Here is a 15857-nt window from a genome sequence, read left to right as displayed (position 1 = left end):
TCTACACTCCCCCGCGCCTGCTGCGAAGACGTCGAAGCGCCATTCGCAGACCGGCTAACTCACTCTCCGCAAGGCAAAGCCCCACAACAACAACCACCATACCGCCAAAGATCGGTGCCATCCAATCCAACGCCACAGCACACAGCGTCAAAACCGCGACGAGCGCGAAGCCCAGCACGCGCAGAGATACACCGTTGAATCCAGTCATCCACCAAAGCGCGGCAAGCGCGGCGATGTTGACGGCAATCAAGGCCAAAAGAATGGCGAACCCAGCCCCGAGCGCCCCAATTTGAGGCACAGCGATCACGATACCAATTGCTGTAAGGACGACCCCGCCGACCCGGATCAGGGCGGGAAGACGGACTTCCCCGGTCATCGTGAGATAACCAAGATGCGGCCCACCAGCCGCCGTGACAACATATCCGCCAACCATGAGGACAAGCGGGCCAAAGGCTGCATCATAGCCGCCGAACAGCATGAGGATCATCGGGCCGAACATGAGCATGAACACTGCTACGGCCAATGCCCCCAAGAGAGACAGGAAACGCACCCAATCATACTCGCTGCGGATCTTGGTCTGATCGCCTGTGGTAAGATGAAGCCGGGCACGTGGCAGGAAGGTCGGATGCACCGCTTGCCGCCCGATATCAGTCAAAACCGCCAACCGGGCCGCCAATGCGAATTCCGCTGTTGTCGCATCGCTCGCCACCAGACCAATGATAATGACATCAAAGAGGTTCTGGCCGGCCTCGGTAATCCGTTGAAATGCATAAATAATTCCGCGCGACAAGTCTTCCCGCGTAAGCCGGTAGCCGCTGCTGCGTTGCGCATTGCGCGCCCCCAACATGAGCGCGACCATGGGAAATGTGAATGCTGCGAAGACAGCCAGAGCTACGCCGATCTTCCCGGTTGCGGCCACAAAAGCCACGCCGATGAGCATGGCGCGAAGGAAGTCTGCCACTCCCGGCATCGCCGCCGCAATCGCGAACCGGTGGTTGGCCTGAAACCACGCCCTGAGAAGAAGCAAAGCCGCCATCGGAAGGACCACCGGCGCGAGCGCCGCGAGCCACCATTGCACCACCTCGGACTGCATCGCTTGTGCGAGTGGGGTGGAAACGCCCCATATCAAGGCCATGAAACCCACAGACGCCAAGGCTGATCCGCCAAGCGTTCTGAGCAATAGGCCCGAGCCACGCATCGGCTGGCGCGGATCGCCATTGCGTGAAAGGTGCAAGAGAAGCGTGCGATCAAACCCGAGTGTTGCCAGAATCGAGAACAAAATCATAACGTTAAAGGCGAAGGAGTAAGCGCCGAAATCGTCTTTGCTGAGCATGTTCGCCAGAAATAGAAAAGCGAGAAACCCGCCCAATGCGCTTGCCCCTTGCGAGAACAAAGCGCTTAGCGCCCCCGGTCTATAGGTTTTCAGAACCGACATGCTTTCCGACTCGTTACGAGGTCACCTGCGGTGCCCCCCTTCGGTGTTAACCTTTCCCCGCTCTCTGGTCCATGCGCTGCGTGACGAACCTTTGTGCGTTCAGGGGTCGCGTCTGGCATAGGTTGGGTTTACCCTCGGTCGCAAATCGCGATCCGCGTTCGCTCGGATTGCGTTCAACAGGTAAGAAAAGGGAACGCGCATGCCCGACACCCCCATCACCGCGAGTGTGATCTGTGTAACAGGAGATGGCCCCGAAGCGCTCCATGGCCTCCTGTCTCGGCTAAAGACGCAGAGCATCGTGCAGGAACTGGAACTGATCATCGTCGCGAAACCGCAATTGGTCGCCCCCATCGAGGCCCTCGACCTACAAGACTTCGCGCGTTTTCAGGTCATTGGTCATGATTTGTCGAGCTCGGCACGCGCCAGAGCCGAAGGCATCCGTGCGGCGCAAGGGGCGGTGGTGATCTTTTCAGAGGACCATGCCTTTCCCCTTTCCGATCGCTGGGCAGAACGCCTTGTCAGCCACCACGCCTACGCCGCGGCTATTGGACCGGTCATGCGGAACGCCAATCCCCGCACTGCGGCAAGTTGGGCATCGCTGATGATTGAGTACGGGATGTGGATGCACGCACCCAAAGCAGAATTCGTGCCCTATATCGCCGGGCATAACTCTGCGTATGACCGCGAGATGCTGCTCACCTATGGCGACGATCTCGCGAACATGCTCGAGGCAGAATGGGTGCTGCAGAATGATCTGCGCAAGAAAGGCTATAAGTTCTGGATCGACCCAGAGATCGAAGTCGCACATATGAACTACTCGTTCTTCCGTGCTTCTCTCGCCCTGCATTTCGCAGAAGGCCGCATGTTTGCTGCAAGCCGACGTGAAACCTGGTCCTCGCTTCATCGGCTGGCGTTTGCAGCTGCGGCGCCGCTCATCTTTGTCAAACGCCTGATTTCGATCTCTTGGACTGCGATCCGCGGCGGACATGGGCGTGAACTGTTTCGCTGCTTCCCGCATCTTGCCATTTTTCTCGCGGTCAGTGCCGCTGGCGAAGGCGTCGGCTATGCTCTTGGAGCGGGTGACTCTGGTCACTTGTTTGCGGAATTGGAATATCAACGTTGGCGCAACGTTTATTCCGATGAGGCGGCCCTCCAGAGAGCACCTGCGTCCTAGACCCTCTCACGGTCTCAAATGCGTGTAGACAAGGCAGCTTTTTGCACCGCCATGTCTGTTCTCTGTCGACCCTGCACACGCCTGGGGCGCGGACACTGCCAAGCTTTAGCCTTCTGGCTGGGGCTCGATCCGCTGCAATCCTGCTGCGTGCAGCAAAGCCGCGAAATGGCCTTGTCGATCCGTATCCGCGCGAACGTCCACCGTGATATGCGCCGAAAGCTCCGTATCGGCGGCAACCGCGTCGGCAAGCCCTGAGGCAAACCCGCTGTTGACGCTTGCCCGAAGGCCAAAATGGCTTGGAGGCGCATCGCCCGAAGCGCTCAGTGAGACGAGAAAATTATCTGCGCCCCATCCATTTTCGGCGAAAAGCGCGTTGGCGGCGGCCAAGGCCGAGCCCGTCGTCAGGACCGCGATGGATTTCGTCATAGGACCACTCCTGTTTTCTTCGCCATCCAGTGTTCGACCTGAGCGACCTCGGCAAGATTGGCGTCGTCCCACTCCGCATAGCCAAAGACCTTGCCACTGGCACGTATATGGCCATAGCAGAAGAAAGTGCCCTCCGCGTGAAGGCTGGTGCTGGTATTGGCAAACGCGGTGCCAACGCGCGGTGTCAAAAGCGCCGTGTAGAGCTCTTGCCGGTTATAGCTCGACACGACACCGTCAACACGGTCGCTCCCTCCCGCAGAGTTTGTCACCGCCCCCGTGCTGCTCGGGGTCGCGGATCCGGTATTGATATAGGGCGGGATCACCTTTGCGCTTCGAAAGCTGCTCCAACTGCCTTCTGCAAACCGCTGTAGCCCAAGGCACGTGGTCATCGGCGCCGTATAGGCAATGGCCGGGATGACCATGTGGTCGTCAACACCGTCGAACTCGATCCAGCTCAAACTGCCATTCGTGCGCCATGTAGGTCGCGCGGCGGGAGTGACTTGCACCGCGTCATGGCCGTTGCCGGATTTGTCCTGAACACATCCCACAGGATCACCATCAGAGGTCACCGGGATCGTGCCGGCCGCGTCTTGGAACAGCACCGAGAGATCGGAAAAATCATACCAAGCTCCAAGCCGCGCGACCTGAAAAAGCGCGCCGGGATCCCAGATGTGACGCGGCCGATGGCGCGCCGATGTTATGGAAAAATCGCACAGCGTCTTCATGCGAGAACCAGTGCATGAAGACCCGTCGCCGATGTTCCGCTCGCCCGAATACGGCGAACGCCCAATGGCAGGATCGAGAAATCCGCCACGGCGATGGATCGGGTCTCGCCTGCAACGGTATCGACAACGACGGTTCCGCCGCTTTCCGCATAAAGCGCGATCGCCACGATGGGCAGATCGTTGCTGTCATCCGGCACAACCGGAAGGGCATCCGTGGCCGGACCCGAGATGGAACGCGCGCGATCGGCAAAAGGGTTCATGAAAAATCCTCACGACTAGGGGATACTGGCTGCATCCGCGATTGAAGTTCAGGGCAATTTCCCGCAGAAAGGCTGCGTAAAGGTTGATCGCGCAAACGTACGATTAGGAGTTTGTTCATTGTTTAAACGTGGTCTCGATATTCTCGGCGCTGGCCTCGGATTGCTTCTCTTCTCGCCGATCCTTGCTTTTGTCGCCTGGAAGATTCGTGGACAAATGGGTGCACCGGTATTGTTTCGACAGACCCGCCCAGGCCGCGATGGCAGACCTTTCCAGATGGTGAAATTCCGCACCATGCGCGATGCGGTGGATGCCGGCGGCACCCCCCTGCCCGATTCTGAACGCATGACACCGCTTGGTCGCTTCCTGCGCTCAAGCTCGCTCGACGAACTGCCGGAACTGTGGAACGTGCTCAAGGGCGACATGAGCCTCGTCGGCCCGCGCCCCCTCCTGATGGACTACCTACCGCTCTACTCTGCCGAGCAAGCCCGCCGCCACGAGGTCCGTCCCGGCGTGACCGGCTGGGCACAGATCAATGGCCGCAACGCCATCTCCTGGGACGAGAAATTCGCTCTCGATGTCTGGTACGTCGACAACCGCAGCCTCTGGCTCGACCTCAAGATCATCTGGCTGACCATCCGCAAAGTGGTCAAGCGCGAAGGGATCTCAGCAGCAGGCGAAGCCACCATGTCAAGATTTGAGGGGCCCGGGTCATGACGCAACTGATTGGTGTCTATGGGGCAAGCGGTTTCGGACGCGAAGTGATGCCGGTGCTGCTTGCACAACTGGGTGACAGGAAACAGGCACGTTGTGTCTTTGTGGATGACGCGGGTCAGGACGACGCCATCAATGGCCATGAGTGCATGACATTCGAGGCTTTCTGCGCGCAACCTGCCGAGAGGCGAGCGATCACGATCGCAATCGCGAGTGGTGTGGTCCGTGAGACGCTCGAGAAAAAATGTATCGCCGAAGGCATTTTGCCCTTCGATGTGAAAGCCACGAACGCGCTTATTATGGACGAAGTTGAACTGGCAGCAGGCTCAATCTTGTGTCCTTTTTCGACCATCACTTCGAATGTCAAAATTGGCCGTCAATTTCACGCAAATATCTACTCATACGTCGCCCATGATTGCGTGATCGGAGATTTCGTCACTTTCGCGCCGGGCGTGAAATGCAACGGAAACGTCCATATCGATGACCATGCCTACATAGGAACCGGTGCAATCCTACGCCAAGGGACACCGGAGAAACCGCTCACCATCGGTGCCGGGGCGATTGTCGGTATGGGGGCTGTGGTGACTCGCGATGTGCCGCCCGGTGCAACCGTCGTCGGTAATCCGGCCAAACCGCTCATCAAGGACTGACCCTCATGCGCCTCTACCTGTCCCGCCCGCATATGTCCGGCCATGAAGAGGCCCGTGTCGCAGAAGCGTTCGCATCAAATTTTGTTGCCCCCCTCGGGCCGCAACTCGATGCCTTCGAGGCCACCGTCGCGGACTATCTTGGCGAAGACCTGCATTGCGTTGGCCTTTCGTCCGGCTCTGCCGCGCTTCATCTGGCCTTGCGCATCGCCGGTGTCGGGCCCGGAGACGAGGTCTGGATTTCCTCGATGACCTTCGCAGGTGGCATCTTCCCGGTGAATTACCTCGGCGCGACTCCACGGTTCTTCGATCTCGATCCGGCAAGCTGGACCATCGACACCACCCGCCTTGCCGAAGAGCTTGCCAGGGCCGATTCCGAGAACCGCCTGCCCAAAGCTATCGTGCCAACAGACCTCTATGGCCAATCTGCCGATCTCGACCCGCTCGAGGCGCTGGCCGCGCAATATGGCGTGCGCCTGATCGTCGACAGCGCCGAGAGCCTCGGCGCGGCCTACACCAACGGCCGCAAGGCCGGCACCGGTGGCGATGCCGCGATCCTCTCGTTCAATGGCAACAAGATCATCACGACCTCCGGCGGCGGCATGTTGGTGACCAAGCACAAGGACTGGGCCGACGAGGCGCGCTTCCTCGCGACCCAAGCCCGCGACCCCGCCCCGCATTACGAACACTCGACCTTTGGCTATAACTACCGCCTCTCCAACATCTGCGCGGCCATCGGCCTAGGCCAGATGGAAGTGCTGGATGACCGCGTCGCCCGCCGCCGCGAGATCTTCGCCCGCTACGCCGCCGCGCTCACCCGCCCCGGCATCGCCTTCATGCCGGAACCGGACGGCCTTTTCTCGACCCGCTGGCTTACGGCGCTGACCATCGACCCGGATCAGACTGGCGTTGGCCGAGAAGACATCCGCCTTGCACTCCTTGAGCATGAGATTGAATCGCGTCCGCTTTGGAAACCGATGCACATGCAGCCCCTCTATGACGGAGCGCCCTATCACGGCACAGGTTTCGATGAGACGCTCTTCGCGAATGGCCTCTGCCTGCCCTCGGGCAGCGATATGAGCGATGCTCAGCAGGATGAGGTGATCGACCGGATCACGCGCCTGTTGGATGGCGCGTAGCGCCCCTCGGGCCTAACGGTCGTTCCAGCCGCGATACCAATCGACGAAAGATTTGACGCCATCTCGTATATCAGTGCGCGGCAACGCGCCCACAAGCGCCTCGATCAGCCGCGCATCGGCCCATGTCGCATGCACATCCCCTGGCTGCATCGGCATGAGGTTGCGTTCCGCTGTGCGCCCGGTTGCCGCCTCGATTGCCTCAATGAACGCGCCAAGCTGCACAGGAGACCCATTGCCGATATTCACGGTGCGAAACGGCGCGACGGGGGAAAGGCTGTCCATGGGGCCGACCGGCTCTGTGCCTGGAATGGTCGCGGAAAGGCGCAGAATGCCTTCCACGAGGTCTTCAACATAAGTGAAATCGCGCTGCATATCGCCATGATTGTAAACGTCGATCGCCTCGCCGTTTAGGATCGCTTTGGTGAACTTGAAGGGCGCCATATCCGGCCGGCCCCATGGCCCGTAGACCGTGAAGAACCGGAACATCGTCGTCGGAATCGCAAACAGATGTGCGTAGGAATGCGCCATCGCCTCATTGGCGATCTTCGTCGCGGCGTAAAAGCTCTTGGGGTGCACCGCTCGATCCGTCTCGCCATAAGGCATCTCGGTATTCGCGCCGTAGACCGAGCTGGTCGAGGCCATCATCAGGTGCTTTGGCGGACAGGCCCGTGCCGCCTCGAGGATCTCGTGGGTGCCGATGAGATTTGAGGTCACATAGGAGCGTGGCGCGTCAATCGAATACCGCACGCCTGCCTGCGCCGCGAGATGCACGATCACATCGGGCCGAAACTCCGCGATAAGCCGGGTCAATACCCCTTCATCCTCAAGCATCCCCTCCTCAAAGAGGAAACGCTCCTGCGCTTGCAGAATAGAGAGCCGCGCCTGCTTGAGCTTGGGATCATAGTAAGGCGTCAGACCGTCGAACCCCATGACTTCCCAGCCATCCTTCAACATCCGCTGTGCAAGATGAAACCCGATAAATCCCGCAGCGCCAGTGATGAATACGCGTTTGTGTGACATGTCTTGACTAAGAACCCTGATGATACGCTGCCGACCCTAAGTCAGGCCCTAACGCGTGTCGAGACAGAGTCCCCACACTTGCGGCAAGAGGGTTCGATTTCTTGCCGAAGAGAATGGCGAAGCGACAAACGAGTGGGAACCCGTCTCCGTTTGCGACCAATAGCGCCAGCCTTTGCCCGCAAGATCAGATCGTTATGACTCTGGTCAACTCTGCATAGCGGTCGTCGTCGATGATACGATCCGTCACCATCCAAGAAGACCCAAAGACATTCTCTGCCGCGATCAAACCGGAGGTGCCTTCCGTGTGCATTTTGCTGTGATCGACGGCGAAAATGACCTGCTCCGCAATCTGTGCCATCGCGATGACCATATCGGCCTCGCATTGCTCACTCATCAGGAAACCCCGCTCCGGGTGAACCTGCGCCGCGGTTGCGATACAGAAATCGACCTGCATTCGACCGATCGTGTCAAATGCCGTTCGATCGTAGGAGGCGCCGTCATAATCACGTAATTGCGTTCCGGCAAAATACACTCGATTGCCCTTAGTCATGGAGAGGTTGCTGGCCACAAAAGCGGAATTGGTCACAATCGTGAGGTCTTGCTTCATCTGTAGGGCTTGAGCAACAAAACCAGAGCTTGATCCCGCATCAATCGCGAGCGACGCCCCGTCAGGAATAAGCTCCGCAATTTTTGCTGCGATGCGCGCCTTGGCATCGCGGTTGTGTTGCATCCGGATCTGGAAAGGCGCCGTCGTGGGGTTTTCGACGCTGACGATGGCGCCGTGTACCTTTTCGACCTTTCCATCGGCAACCAGAGGCTTGACGATCCGGCGGATCGTCTGATCCGAAACATCCAGCATTTCTGCCAATTCCGTGACCGTCATAGTACCACGCAAAGCGACAGCGTTGAGGATTTCTTGATCATACTTAGCCATGGTTGCTATTTTCCAGAATCCAACACCGGGCGCAACTACGGCACGGAAATTCAGCTAAACTGTGTTGGTGTTACCCCGAATTTGCGTTTGAAAGCGTTTCTGAAGCAGGAATCAGACGGAAACCCGCAAGCGAGGGCAACTTCTAAAACGCTCATGTTTGTCACCTGCAAGAGTTTCTGTGCCTTGCGCAGGCGATGATCCTTGATGAACCTGAACGGCGATGTCCCGGTTTTCTTGGCGAAAAGCCGTTCCAGTTGCCGTCTGGAGATGTTGAATTCGCGGCAAAGATCCTGAACCGAGATGTCTTCTTCGTAGCTCCTCTCGATACGTTCCACCACGGACAGGAAAATCTGGTTGCGAGACCCGTATTTGCGGGCCAGCGGGATTCTCTGGGGAGTGCTCGGAGGACGGCATGCCGGCCGGTTAAGCTGCCCTTGAACATCATATGAGACATCGCGCCCATGACGTGCCTCGATCAGGCCGACCATCATTTCTGTCGCCGCATCGCTGCACGTGCTGGCACAGATACGCGGCGTAACCGTATAGAGCTGGTCGACCGAGTCGACATCGGGAAACAGCTCTCGCATGGGGTCCATCCACTCCCAATGAACAGCAACGGGAATGTCGCTCAACAAACCGGCTCGGGCCATGGTGAAAACAGAGTTTCCTAACAGAATGAACCTGTTACCCACACGGTATTGACGGCGCAGCCATGAAATAAGCTTCTTTTCCTCTTCCGAAGGTGTTTTCCCCCAGTTCAGCACGACCAGGGTATCTCGATGCAACTGGTTCATGTCGGTACTACAGGCCAGTTCGGCACCGCAGGCGAGCTTCGTAGGCCTTCCCGAAAGCGACGCATAGTGCCAGCGGAAATGCACAAGACCTGAAACCGAGTTGGCTGTATGCATCGGCTGGGTAACCGCGCTGCAATCCGCGAGTGTCGCTCCCTCGCCGAGAACGATAACGACATCCTGTACAATCGGCTGCACCGGTTGCGCGCCTGAACTGAAGGAATTCCGAGCAGGGTGTTCCATGAGCGACCTCCTTTGGTCTGTTCCAACACAGAATTGGTCCCTGGAGCCCGAGATAGACGCCAGATTGAAAGGCATCCTGCGCCAATTCCAACCCCACATCAACATTTATCCACATTATTTGTTGTTTTTTGTTGGTTTTGTGTCAGTCTACTTCCGAATTCAGTGAGGAATCGGAAATGACCACCCATTCGGCAAAGCATCTCATCATTGGCGGAGGTATCATCGGATGCTCCACCGCATATCACCTAGCAAGAAATGGCGAGAAGGACGTTGTTCTTCTTGAGAAGGCATCCCTGACAGAAGGCGCCACTTGGCACGCGGCGGGGCTTGTCGGACAGCTGCGCTCGTCGCGCAATACCACCCGTATGCTGAAACGGTCGGTCGCCATGTATGACCGGCTACAAGAAGAAACCGGCATGGCGTTCGACTGGAAGAAAGTCGGCAGCCTGCGATTGGCCGCGACGAACGAACGACTGCTTGAAGCCAAGCGCCTGACGACGATGGCGAAAAGCTTCGATCTGGAAATGGAAATGATCACGGCGCAAGAAGCCAAAGAGCTGTTTCCCTATATCGACGATACCGGGCTCCAGGGTGCGGCCTTCATCCCCTCGGACGGGCATGTTGATCCCGCCAGCCTCTGCCAGGCCATCGCCGCAGGTGCGCGAAAATACGGCGCACAAATTCGTCAAGGCGTGAAGGTTCTAGATTTCGAAGTCAAAGACGGCCGCATCACCAAAGTCATGACCAGCGAGGGCGATTACGAAGCTGAAACCATCGTGATGGCCGCTGGGATGTGGAGCCGCGAACTCGGTGAAAAACTGGGGATTCACGTGCCGGCTTGCGCGGTGGAACACCAATATATCGTGACCGAGCCCCTTCCGGACATCGAGCTGGTCAAAGGTCTGCCGACCCTGCGCGACCCTGAACGCCTTGTCTACTACAAGCCCGATGCGGGGGGACGCCTTGTGATCGGCGGCTATGAAGAAGGCACCCTACCCTTTGGAGACGATGGCATTCCTGGCGAATTCGTGCGTCAGCTTCTACCGGACAATCTCGACCGCTTCGGGCCTCTCGCAGAGCTTGCAGCCGAAGTGACCCCCGTGTTGAACGAGGTCGGCATCCGCTCTGTGATCAACGGCCCGATCCCTTATTCTGCCGACGGCGACTTCGTACTGGGTTGGGCGCCGGGCTTTGATAACCTTATGATGGCAACCGGATTCCTCTACGGAATCGCCGCTGGCGGCGGCGCTGGCGAAATGATCGCCGAATGGATCACCGAAGGACGCCCAAGCCTCGACCTTTGGCCTCTCGATTGCCGTCGATTTGGTCCGCATCATGGTACCAAGTCCTTTATGTATCCGCGCGCAGTCGAGCACTACGCCCATCACTACAAAATGCGTTATCCGGGACAGGAACATGAAAGCGCGCGAAACCTGCGTCTCTCTCCCCTCTATGACATCCTCAAGAAAAACGGTGCTGTCTACGGCTCGAAGAACGGATGGGAGCGACCGCTTTGGTTCGCGCCTGAAGGTGTCGAACCGGTCGATCAGCTCGATTTCCTCGAGCCCGGCTGGCACAAGTTCGCAGCTGAAGAACATAAAGCGGTGCGCGAAGGCGTCGCCCTTATCGATCAGTCGAGCTTTGCCAAGTTCGAAATCATCGGCCCCGGCGCCCTCGATCTCCTGCAGCGCCTTGCCGCCTGCAACATGGACAAGCCCGATGGCACAGTGATCTACGCCCAGTTCTGTAACGAAACCGGCGGCATCGAGGCCGACGTCACGATTACCCGGTTAGGGCCCGACCATTTCTATCTTGTGACAGGATCAGGCTTCGGAACGCATGACGAAGACTGGATCCGCCGCAACATGCCCAAAGACGGCTCGGTGCACCTGATCGAGGTCACCTCGGGCCGGGCCGTGATCAACATCTGCGGACCCAAAGCGCGCGATGTGCTGCAAGCGGTCTGCGAACAGGATGTATCGAACCAAGCCTTCCCGTTCGGTACCGCCCGAAATATCACCGTGGGCAGCGCACCGGTACGTGCTGTTCGCATTGGCTTCGTCGGCGAGCTTGGTTGGGAATTGCATGTTCCAACTGAATTTGCAGCCCACGTCTACAAGACCCTGCGCGCCGCGGGAGAAGCCCATGGCATTCGCGATGTCGGCTATCGTGCCATCGATTCCCTGCGACTGGAAAAAGGGTATCTCTACTGGTCCGGCGATATCTCCCCCGACTACACCCCCATCGAGGCGGGGCTCGGTTTCCGGGTCCATCTCAAGGCCAAAGGCGATTTTCTCGGCCGCGCTGTTCTTGAAAAGCAGAAAACCGAAGGACCGGATAGGAAGCTTTGCACCTTTGTCACAACAACGAAATTGCCCCTCTATGGCGGCGAAACGATCATTCACGATGGCCAGACAGTATCCCTCGCGACAAGCGCCGGGTTCGGTTACTCGGTTGGGCAAACCATCATCTTCGGCTACCTTGAAAAAGCGCTGTGTGATGAAACAGAATTCGAAATCGAGGTGTTCGGCGAGCGACACGCGATAACGAAGGTCGACGGGCCGGTGTTTGACCCTCAGAATGAAAAGCTTAAAGCCTAAGGAGCGCTCATGTACGAATACACTCAAACCGTTCTGTCCACCTTGCGGAAGACACCCGGCTTCGAGAGCGTCTCGGCAGAACAATGCAAAATCACACGCCTTGGAGGGTTGACCAATCTTGTCCATCTTGTCGAAACCTCGGACGCGCGCGTGATCGTGCGCATTCCCGGAGACGGGACCAATGAATACATCGACCGCGGCGTTGAAATCACCAACGCCCAAGCGGCTTGGCGCGCCGGCATTTCGGCCGAGGTCCTCTGGGCCAACGCCGCCTCCGGTGAAATGGTCTCAACCGCAATCGAGAACATCGAGACGATGACACCCGCCTTGTTCAAGGAAAGAAACGGGGCCCCGGAACGCGCCGGCAAAGCACTGGCCAAGCTGCATCAATCGGGTGAAAGCTTTGATTTCCGGTTCGAACTTTTTGCGATGATCGAGGAATATCTCAAGGTTCTGGCCACCAAGGATGTCGATCTTCCCGAAGGATATCATGCCGTGGTCAAGGCGGCAGATCCGGTCAAGGAGGCACTGGATGCCAACCCCGCCCGCCTTGCACCTTGCCATTGTGATCCGCTTTGCGAGAACTTTCTCGATGATGGCAACGCGATGTGGATCGTCGATTGGGAGTATTCCGGCATGAACGACCCGCTGTGGGACGTTGGTGACCTGTCTGTCGAAGCCGAAATGGACGATGCGCAGGAGGCTGAATTGCTGCGCGGCTATTTCGGACGCGAGCCCACTGCGGCGGAAAAAGGGCGCGTCGTAATCTACAAAGCCATGTGCGACTTGCTTTGGACCCTATGGGGCCTGATCCAGCACGCCGATGACAACCCGGCCGAAGATTTCTGGGCCTATGCCACCACACGCTTCGACCGCTGCAAGACACTCATGAATGGCAAAGATTTCCCGGCCCACGTCGCGGCGGTGACGGCTGGCTGACGCGACTTTCCCATTTATAAGAATAGAAGAAGGGCGCCGGAAATCTCTCCGGCGCCCTTTCTCATTTAGCCGTTGATCAGCTCGAGCATCTCCTGAAGCAACTCGGGCGTCGCCGCAGTCACCACCTTGCCATCGGAGTCGAGGGTCAGGTCTCTGCCCTGCCAGTCCGTAATCACGCCACCAGCAGCCTCGATGAGTCCGACAAGCGGCAGATAATCGTAAGGCTCGAGTCCGCAATCCACCACGGCATCAATCTGCCCCGCCGCCACAAGCGCGTGGGGATAGCAATCATAGGCCATACGCCGTGTATGTCCGCTGCGGCACAGCCGTCCGAACAGCTCCGGATTCATCCCCGCCAGTCGTTCACCTTCATTCAGGTAGATCATCGCTTCGCTCAGTGTCCGGGTCTGGCGGCAATGTATGGCGGCCCCGTTCAACGTCGCCCCACTGCCCGCCAATCCGACAAATGTCTCGTCCAACGCCGGCATCCGGACCAGCCCGAGCTTGGGACGTCCCTCAGCAAGAAACCCCAGCAACATACCGAACAATGGCGACCCGGTGATGAACGACCGGGTGCCGTCGATCGGGTCGATGATCCAGGTCTCTCCATCGAGCGAGCCCGAGATGCCGTATTCCTCGCCAAAGATCCCGTGATCGGGAAAGGCGCTTTGCAGGGCGTCGCGAATGTAAGCTTCCGTCTTTCTGTCCGCCACGGTCACAGGGCTATCATCGGCCTTTGCATCGATATCGAGCGCTGCGCGAAAATGGGCCATCGGGATCGCGCTTGCTTCGCGCGAGATTTTCTCAGCGATCGCGCCGATTTCTTCCAACGGGGTGTTCATCATTTCTCCTATTTGGCTATCTGGATCTCGGTGCCCCAATCGCCAAGAGCCGCCGAGACAATTGCCTTGGGCGGTTCCTTGTCACAAATCAGGTAATCGACATGTTCGGGATGACCGATATCAACGGGTGCGACACGGCCGAACTTGCTTGAATCGGCCGCAATGATACGCGTGCTGGCCTGACGCATGATGAGACGCGAGAACCGCGCCTCCTCCAGATCATACAGGAAGAACCCTTTTTCACTGATCCCGGCGGAAGACAGTACGGCGTAGTCGGTATTGAAGTTCGCTGCAAATTCCATGGCATCCGCACCGAATGCACCACCATCATGCCCGCGTAGCTCGCCACCGGCGAGGAAGACACGGTTCTCATTCCGCGTGGCGAGGCGGAAAGCCACATAAACAGAGTTCGTGACCACAACCAAACGACGGTGATCGCGGAGCGCATCGGCGATATGGGCTGTCGTACTTCCGATGTCGAGAAACAACGACACATCGTTGGGCAACATGCTGGCCACATGCTGGGCAATCCGCTGCTTGGCGACCGGGTTCTCGCGGTAGCGCGCGTTAAAATCAGCCTCAGCGCTGTCGTTCATGAGGCGGACACCACCGTGCATTCTCTCGACCACCCCATCATCGGCCAGCACCTTGAGGTTCCTGCGAACCGTTTCTTCGGTCACTTGCAGAGCTTCGGCCAGTGCATGAATCCGCATTGAACCGCCGGACTGGTGCAATTCCGTCAGGATAGCTCTCTGTCGGTGGTTTACCCGTGTCTCCATGATTCTTCTCCAATTTGGCGGTCAGCAACGTGGCTTTCCCAACATTAAGCTTCTTTTATCGACATAATTCCACATATTTTTTCGGGTTTACAACTTTATCGAACTTTTTTTGTTGCTTTTTGTTGGTATGTGACCAACCATCAACGCAATACCGCACTTTCAGACAACTGGATTTGCAAAACCCAAAAAACCAACAGCTCGGAGGCTGATCATGACAAAATTAACCACATATTCCGCGGCACTTCTGGCGGCCCTTTCGGCCTCGGGGGCGATTGCAGACGTTGAATCCCTCGACCCGATCAAGCTCACCACGCATGACTGGACCGGCCAGATCATCACCACTACCATCATGGGCGAAGTCCTGAAAAAAGCGGGCTACAATGTCGAATACGTCCAGGCTGACTACATCGCGCAGTTTGCGGGCCTGAAAACCGGTGACCTGCATGTCGCCATGGAAATCTGGGAAACCACCGGTCGCGAAGCCATGGACGAAGCCTTTGGCACGGGCAAAGTGGTCAACATGGGCCCGAGCGGCATGAAAGCCATCGAGGAATGGTGGTATCCTGCCTACATGGAAGAGGTCTGCCCCGGCCTGCCCGACTGGCAAGCACTCAATGACTGCGCCATGGAATTCGCAACCCCCGAGACCGCGCCCATGGGCCGTTACCTCGGCGGCCCCGTGACATGGGGCGGCTTTGATGACGAACGCGTCGAGGCTCTGGGCATGGATTTCGAAGTGGTTCACGCGGGCACCGACGCGGCGCTTTTTGCCGAGCTGGAATCCGCTTACCAGCGGAAAGCCCCGATTGTCCTGTGGATCTATTCGCCGCACTGGGCAACAGCCAAATATGACGGAAAATTCGTCGAGTTTCCGCCCTATTCTTCCGAATGTTACAACGACCCATCCGTCGGCGTGAACCCGAACGCAGCATATGACTGTGGCAAGCCGACCGGCCCCATCTGGAAAGTGGCATGGTCCGGCGTCGCAGAGAAATGGCCGGGTGCAGCAGATGCAATCAACGCCTTCAACATCGACAATGACACGATGGGCTCCCTCGTCGGCAAAGTCGATCTGGAGGGCGAAAGCATCGAGGGCGTCGTCGCCGAATGGATGACCGCCAACGAAGCCACGTGGTCGACCTGGGTTAAGTAAAATTAGCCCACCGGAGAAGGCGCCCCACTCCCCGCGCC

General features: G+C 58.1%; 16 protein-coding genes. 7 read left to right on the top strand and 9 right to left on the bottom strand.

All coding sequences use genetic code 11. The annotated features are described in order from the left end of the window. Position 1 precedes the first annotated feature (1 nt). On the bottom strand, positions 2 to 1435 hold the full coding sequence (locus tag MK745_RS07905; protein ID WP_243612746.1) for a lipopolysaccharide biosynthesis protein: 1434 nt from the start codon (positions 1433 to 1435) through the stop codon (positions 2 to 4). A gap of 199 nt (positions 1436 to 1634) precedes the next feature. On the opposite strand from MK745_RS07905, the gene MK745_RS07900 reads away from it, so the two are divergent. Then, positions 1635 to 2609, top strand: coding sequence for a glycosyltransferase family 2 protein (locus MK745_RS07900; protein WP_243612745.1), 975 nt, complete (start codon positions 1635 to 1637; stop codon positions 2607 to 2609). A 105-nt stretch (positions 2610 to 2714) separates the two neighbouring features. Here the strand turns inward: MK745_RS07900 and MK745_RS07895 are convergent, their stop codons facing one another. From MK745_RS07895 to MK745_RS07885, 3 genes are read right to left on the bottom strand one after another with little or no spacing between them, the layout of a single operon-like run. Next, on the bottom strand, positions 2715 to 3035 hold the full coding sequence (locus MK745_RS07895) for a hypothetical protein (RefSeq protein ID WP_243612744.1): 321 nt from the start codon (positions 3033 to 3035) through the stop codon (positions 2715 to 2717). Further along, entirely contained in the window at positions 3032 to 3760 is a 729-nt protein-coding gene (locus MK745_RS07890) for a hypothetical protein (RefSeq protein WP_243612743.1), read from the bottom strand. Before MK745_RS07890 ends, MK745_RS07895 begins: the two co-directional genes overlap by 4 nt. Further along, positions 3757 to 4020, bottom strand: coding sequence for a spike base protein, RCAP_Rcc01079 family (locus MK745_RS07885; RefSeq protein WP_243612742.1), 264 nt, complete (start codon positions 4018 to 4020; stop codon positions 3757 to 3759). Before MK745_RS07885 ends, MK745_RS07890 begins: the two co-directional genes overlap by 4 nt. Before the next feature lie 118 nt (positions 4021 to 4138). Between MK745_RS07885 and MK745_RS07880 the strand changes: the two genes are divergently transcribed. Genes MK745_RS07880 through MK745_RS07870 form a run of 3 tightly spaced genes read left to right on the top strand, consistent with a single transcriptional unit; the run spans position 4139 to position 6518 of the window. Continuing rightward, positions 4139 to 4735, top strand: a complete 597-nt coding sequence (locus tag MK745_RS07880) for a sugar transferase (RefSeq protein ID WP_243612741.1) — start codon at positions 4139 to 4141, stop codon at positions 4733 to 4735. After that, positions 4732 to 5382 carry an acetyltransferase gene (locus tag MK745_RS07875; RefSeq protein ID WP_243612740.1) on the top strand — a complete coding sequence of 217 codons (651 nt, stop codon included), beginning with the start codon at positions 4732 to 4734 and terminating at the stop codon, positions 5380 to 5382. The genes MK745_RS07880 and MK745_RS07875 overlap by 4 nt, the downstream gene beginning before the upstream one ends. 5 nt (positions 5383 to 5387) lie before the next feature. Further along, on the top strand, positions 5388 to 6518 hold the full coding sequence (locus MK745_RS07870; RefSeq protein ID WP_243612739.1) for a DegT/DnrJ/EryC1/StrS family aminotransferase: 1131 nt from the start codon (positions 5388 to 5390) through the stop codon (positions 6516 to 6518). A 12-nt stretch (positions 6519 to 6530) separates the two neighbouring features. Here MK745_RS07870 and MK745_RS07865 read toward each other — a convergent pair whose 3' ends face one another. From MK745_RS07865 to MK745_RS07855, 3 genes are all read right to left on the bottom strand, one after another. Then, on the bottom strand, positions 6531 to 7538 hold the full coding sequence (locus MK745_RS07865) for an NAD-dependent epimerase/dehydratase family protein (protein ID WP_243612738.1): 1008 nt from the start codon (positions 7536 to 7538) through the stop codon (positions 6531 to 6533). A gap of 184 nt (positions 7539 to 7722) precedes the next feature. Further along, complete coding sequence (locus tag MK745_RS07860) at positions 7723 to 8472, bottom strand: DeoR/GlpR family DNA-binding transcription regulator (protein ID WP_243612737.1); 750 nt, start codon at positions 8470 to 8472, stop codon at positions 7723 to 7725. A 50-nt stretch (positions 8473 to 8522) separates the two neighbouring features. Next, positions 8523 to 9506, bottom strand: a complete 984-nt coding sequence (locus MK745_RS07855; protein WP_243612736.1) for a GlxA family transcriptional regulator — start codon at positions 9504 to 9506, stop codon at positions 8523 to 8525. A gap of 176 nt (positions 9507 to 9682) precedes the next feature. On the opposite strand from MK745_RS07855, the gene MK745_RS07850 reads away from it, so the two are divergent. Then, positions 9683 to 12106: a GcvT family protein gene (locus tag MK745_RS07850; protein ID WP_243612735.1), complete on the top strand. Its 2424-nt coding sequence runs from the start codon at positions 9683 to 9685 to the stop codon at positions 12104 to 12106. Between the two features lie 9 nt (positions 12107 to 12115). Beyond that, positions 12116 to 13045 (top strand): phosphotransferase, encoded by a 930-nt coding sequence (locus MK745_RS07845; RefSeq protein ID WP_243612734.1) that lies wholly within the window; start codon positions 12116 to 12118, stop codon positions 13043 to 13045. Between the two features lie 65 nt (positions 13046 to 13110). Here MK745_RS07845 and MK745_RS07840 read toward each other — a convergent pair whose 3' ends face one another. After that, positions 13111 to 13887, bottom strand: a complete 777-nt coding sequence (locus tag MK745_RS07840; protein ID WP_243612733.1) for an inositol monophosphatase family protein — start codon at positions 13885 to 13887, stop codon at positions 13111 to 13113. Positions 13888 to 13895: 8 nt separating this feature from the next. After that, positions 13896 to 14666 (bottom strand): DeoR/GlpR family DNA-binding transcription regulator, encoded by a 771-nt coding sequence (locus MK745_RS07835; RefSeq protein ID WP_243612732.1) that lies wholly within the window; start codon positions 14664 to 14666, stop codon positions 13896 to 13898. A 211-nt stretch (positions 14667 to 14877) separates the two neighbouring features. Here MK745_RS07835 and MK745_RS07830 point away from each other — a divergent pair, with 211 nt between their 5' ends. Beyond that, the gene (locus tag MK745_RS07830) at positions 14878 to 15819 is read left to right on the top strand and encodes an ABC transporter substrate-binding protein (RefSeq protein ID WP_243612731.1); all 942 of its coding nucleotides are present in this window, start codon (positions 14878 to 14880) and stop codon (positions 15817 to 15819) included. Positions 15820 to 15857: the final 38 nt, after the last annotated feature.

The organism is Shimia aestuarii (assembly GCF_022814865.1).
GTDB classification, from domain to species: Bacteria; Pseudomonadota; Alphaproteobacteria; order Rhodobacterales; family Rhodobacteraceae; genus Shimia; species Shimia aestuarii_A.
This window is presented reverse-complemented; position numbering and strand designations above follow the sequence as displayed.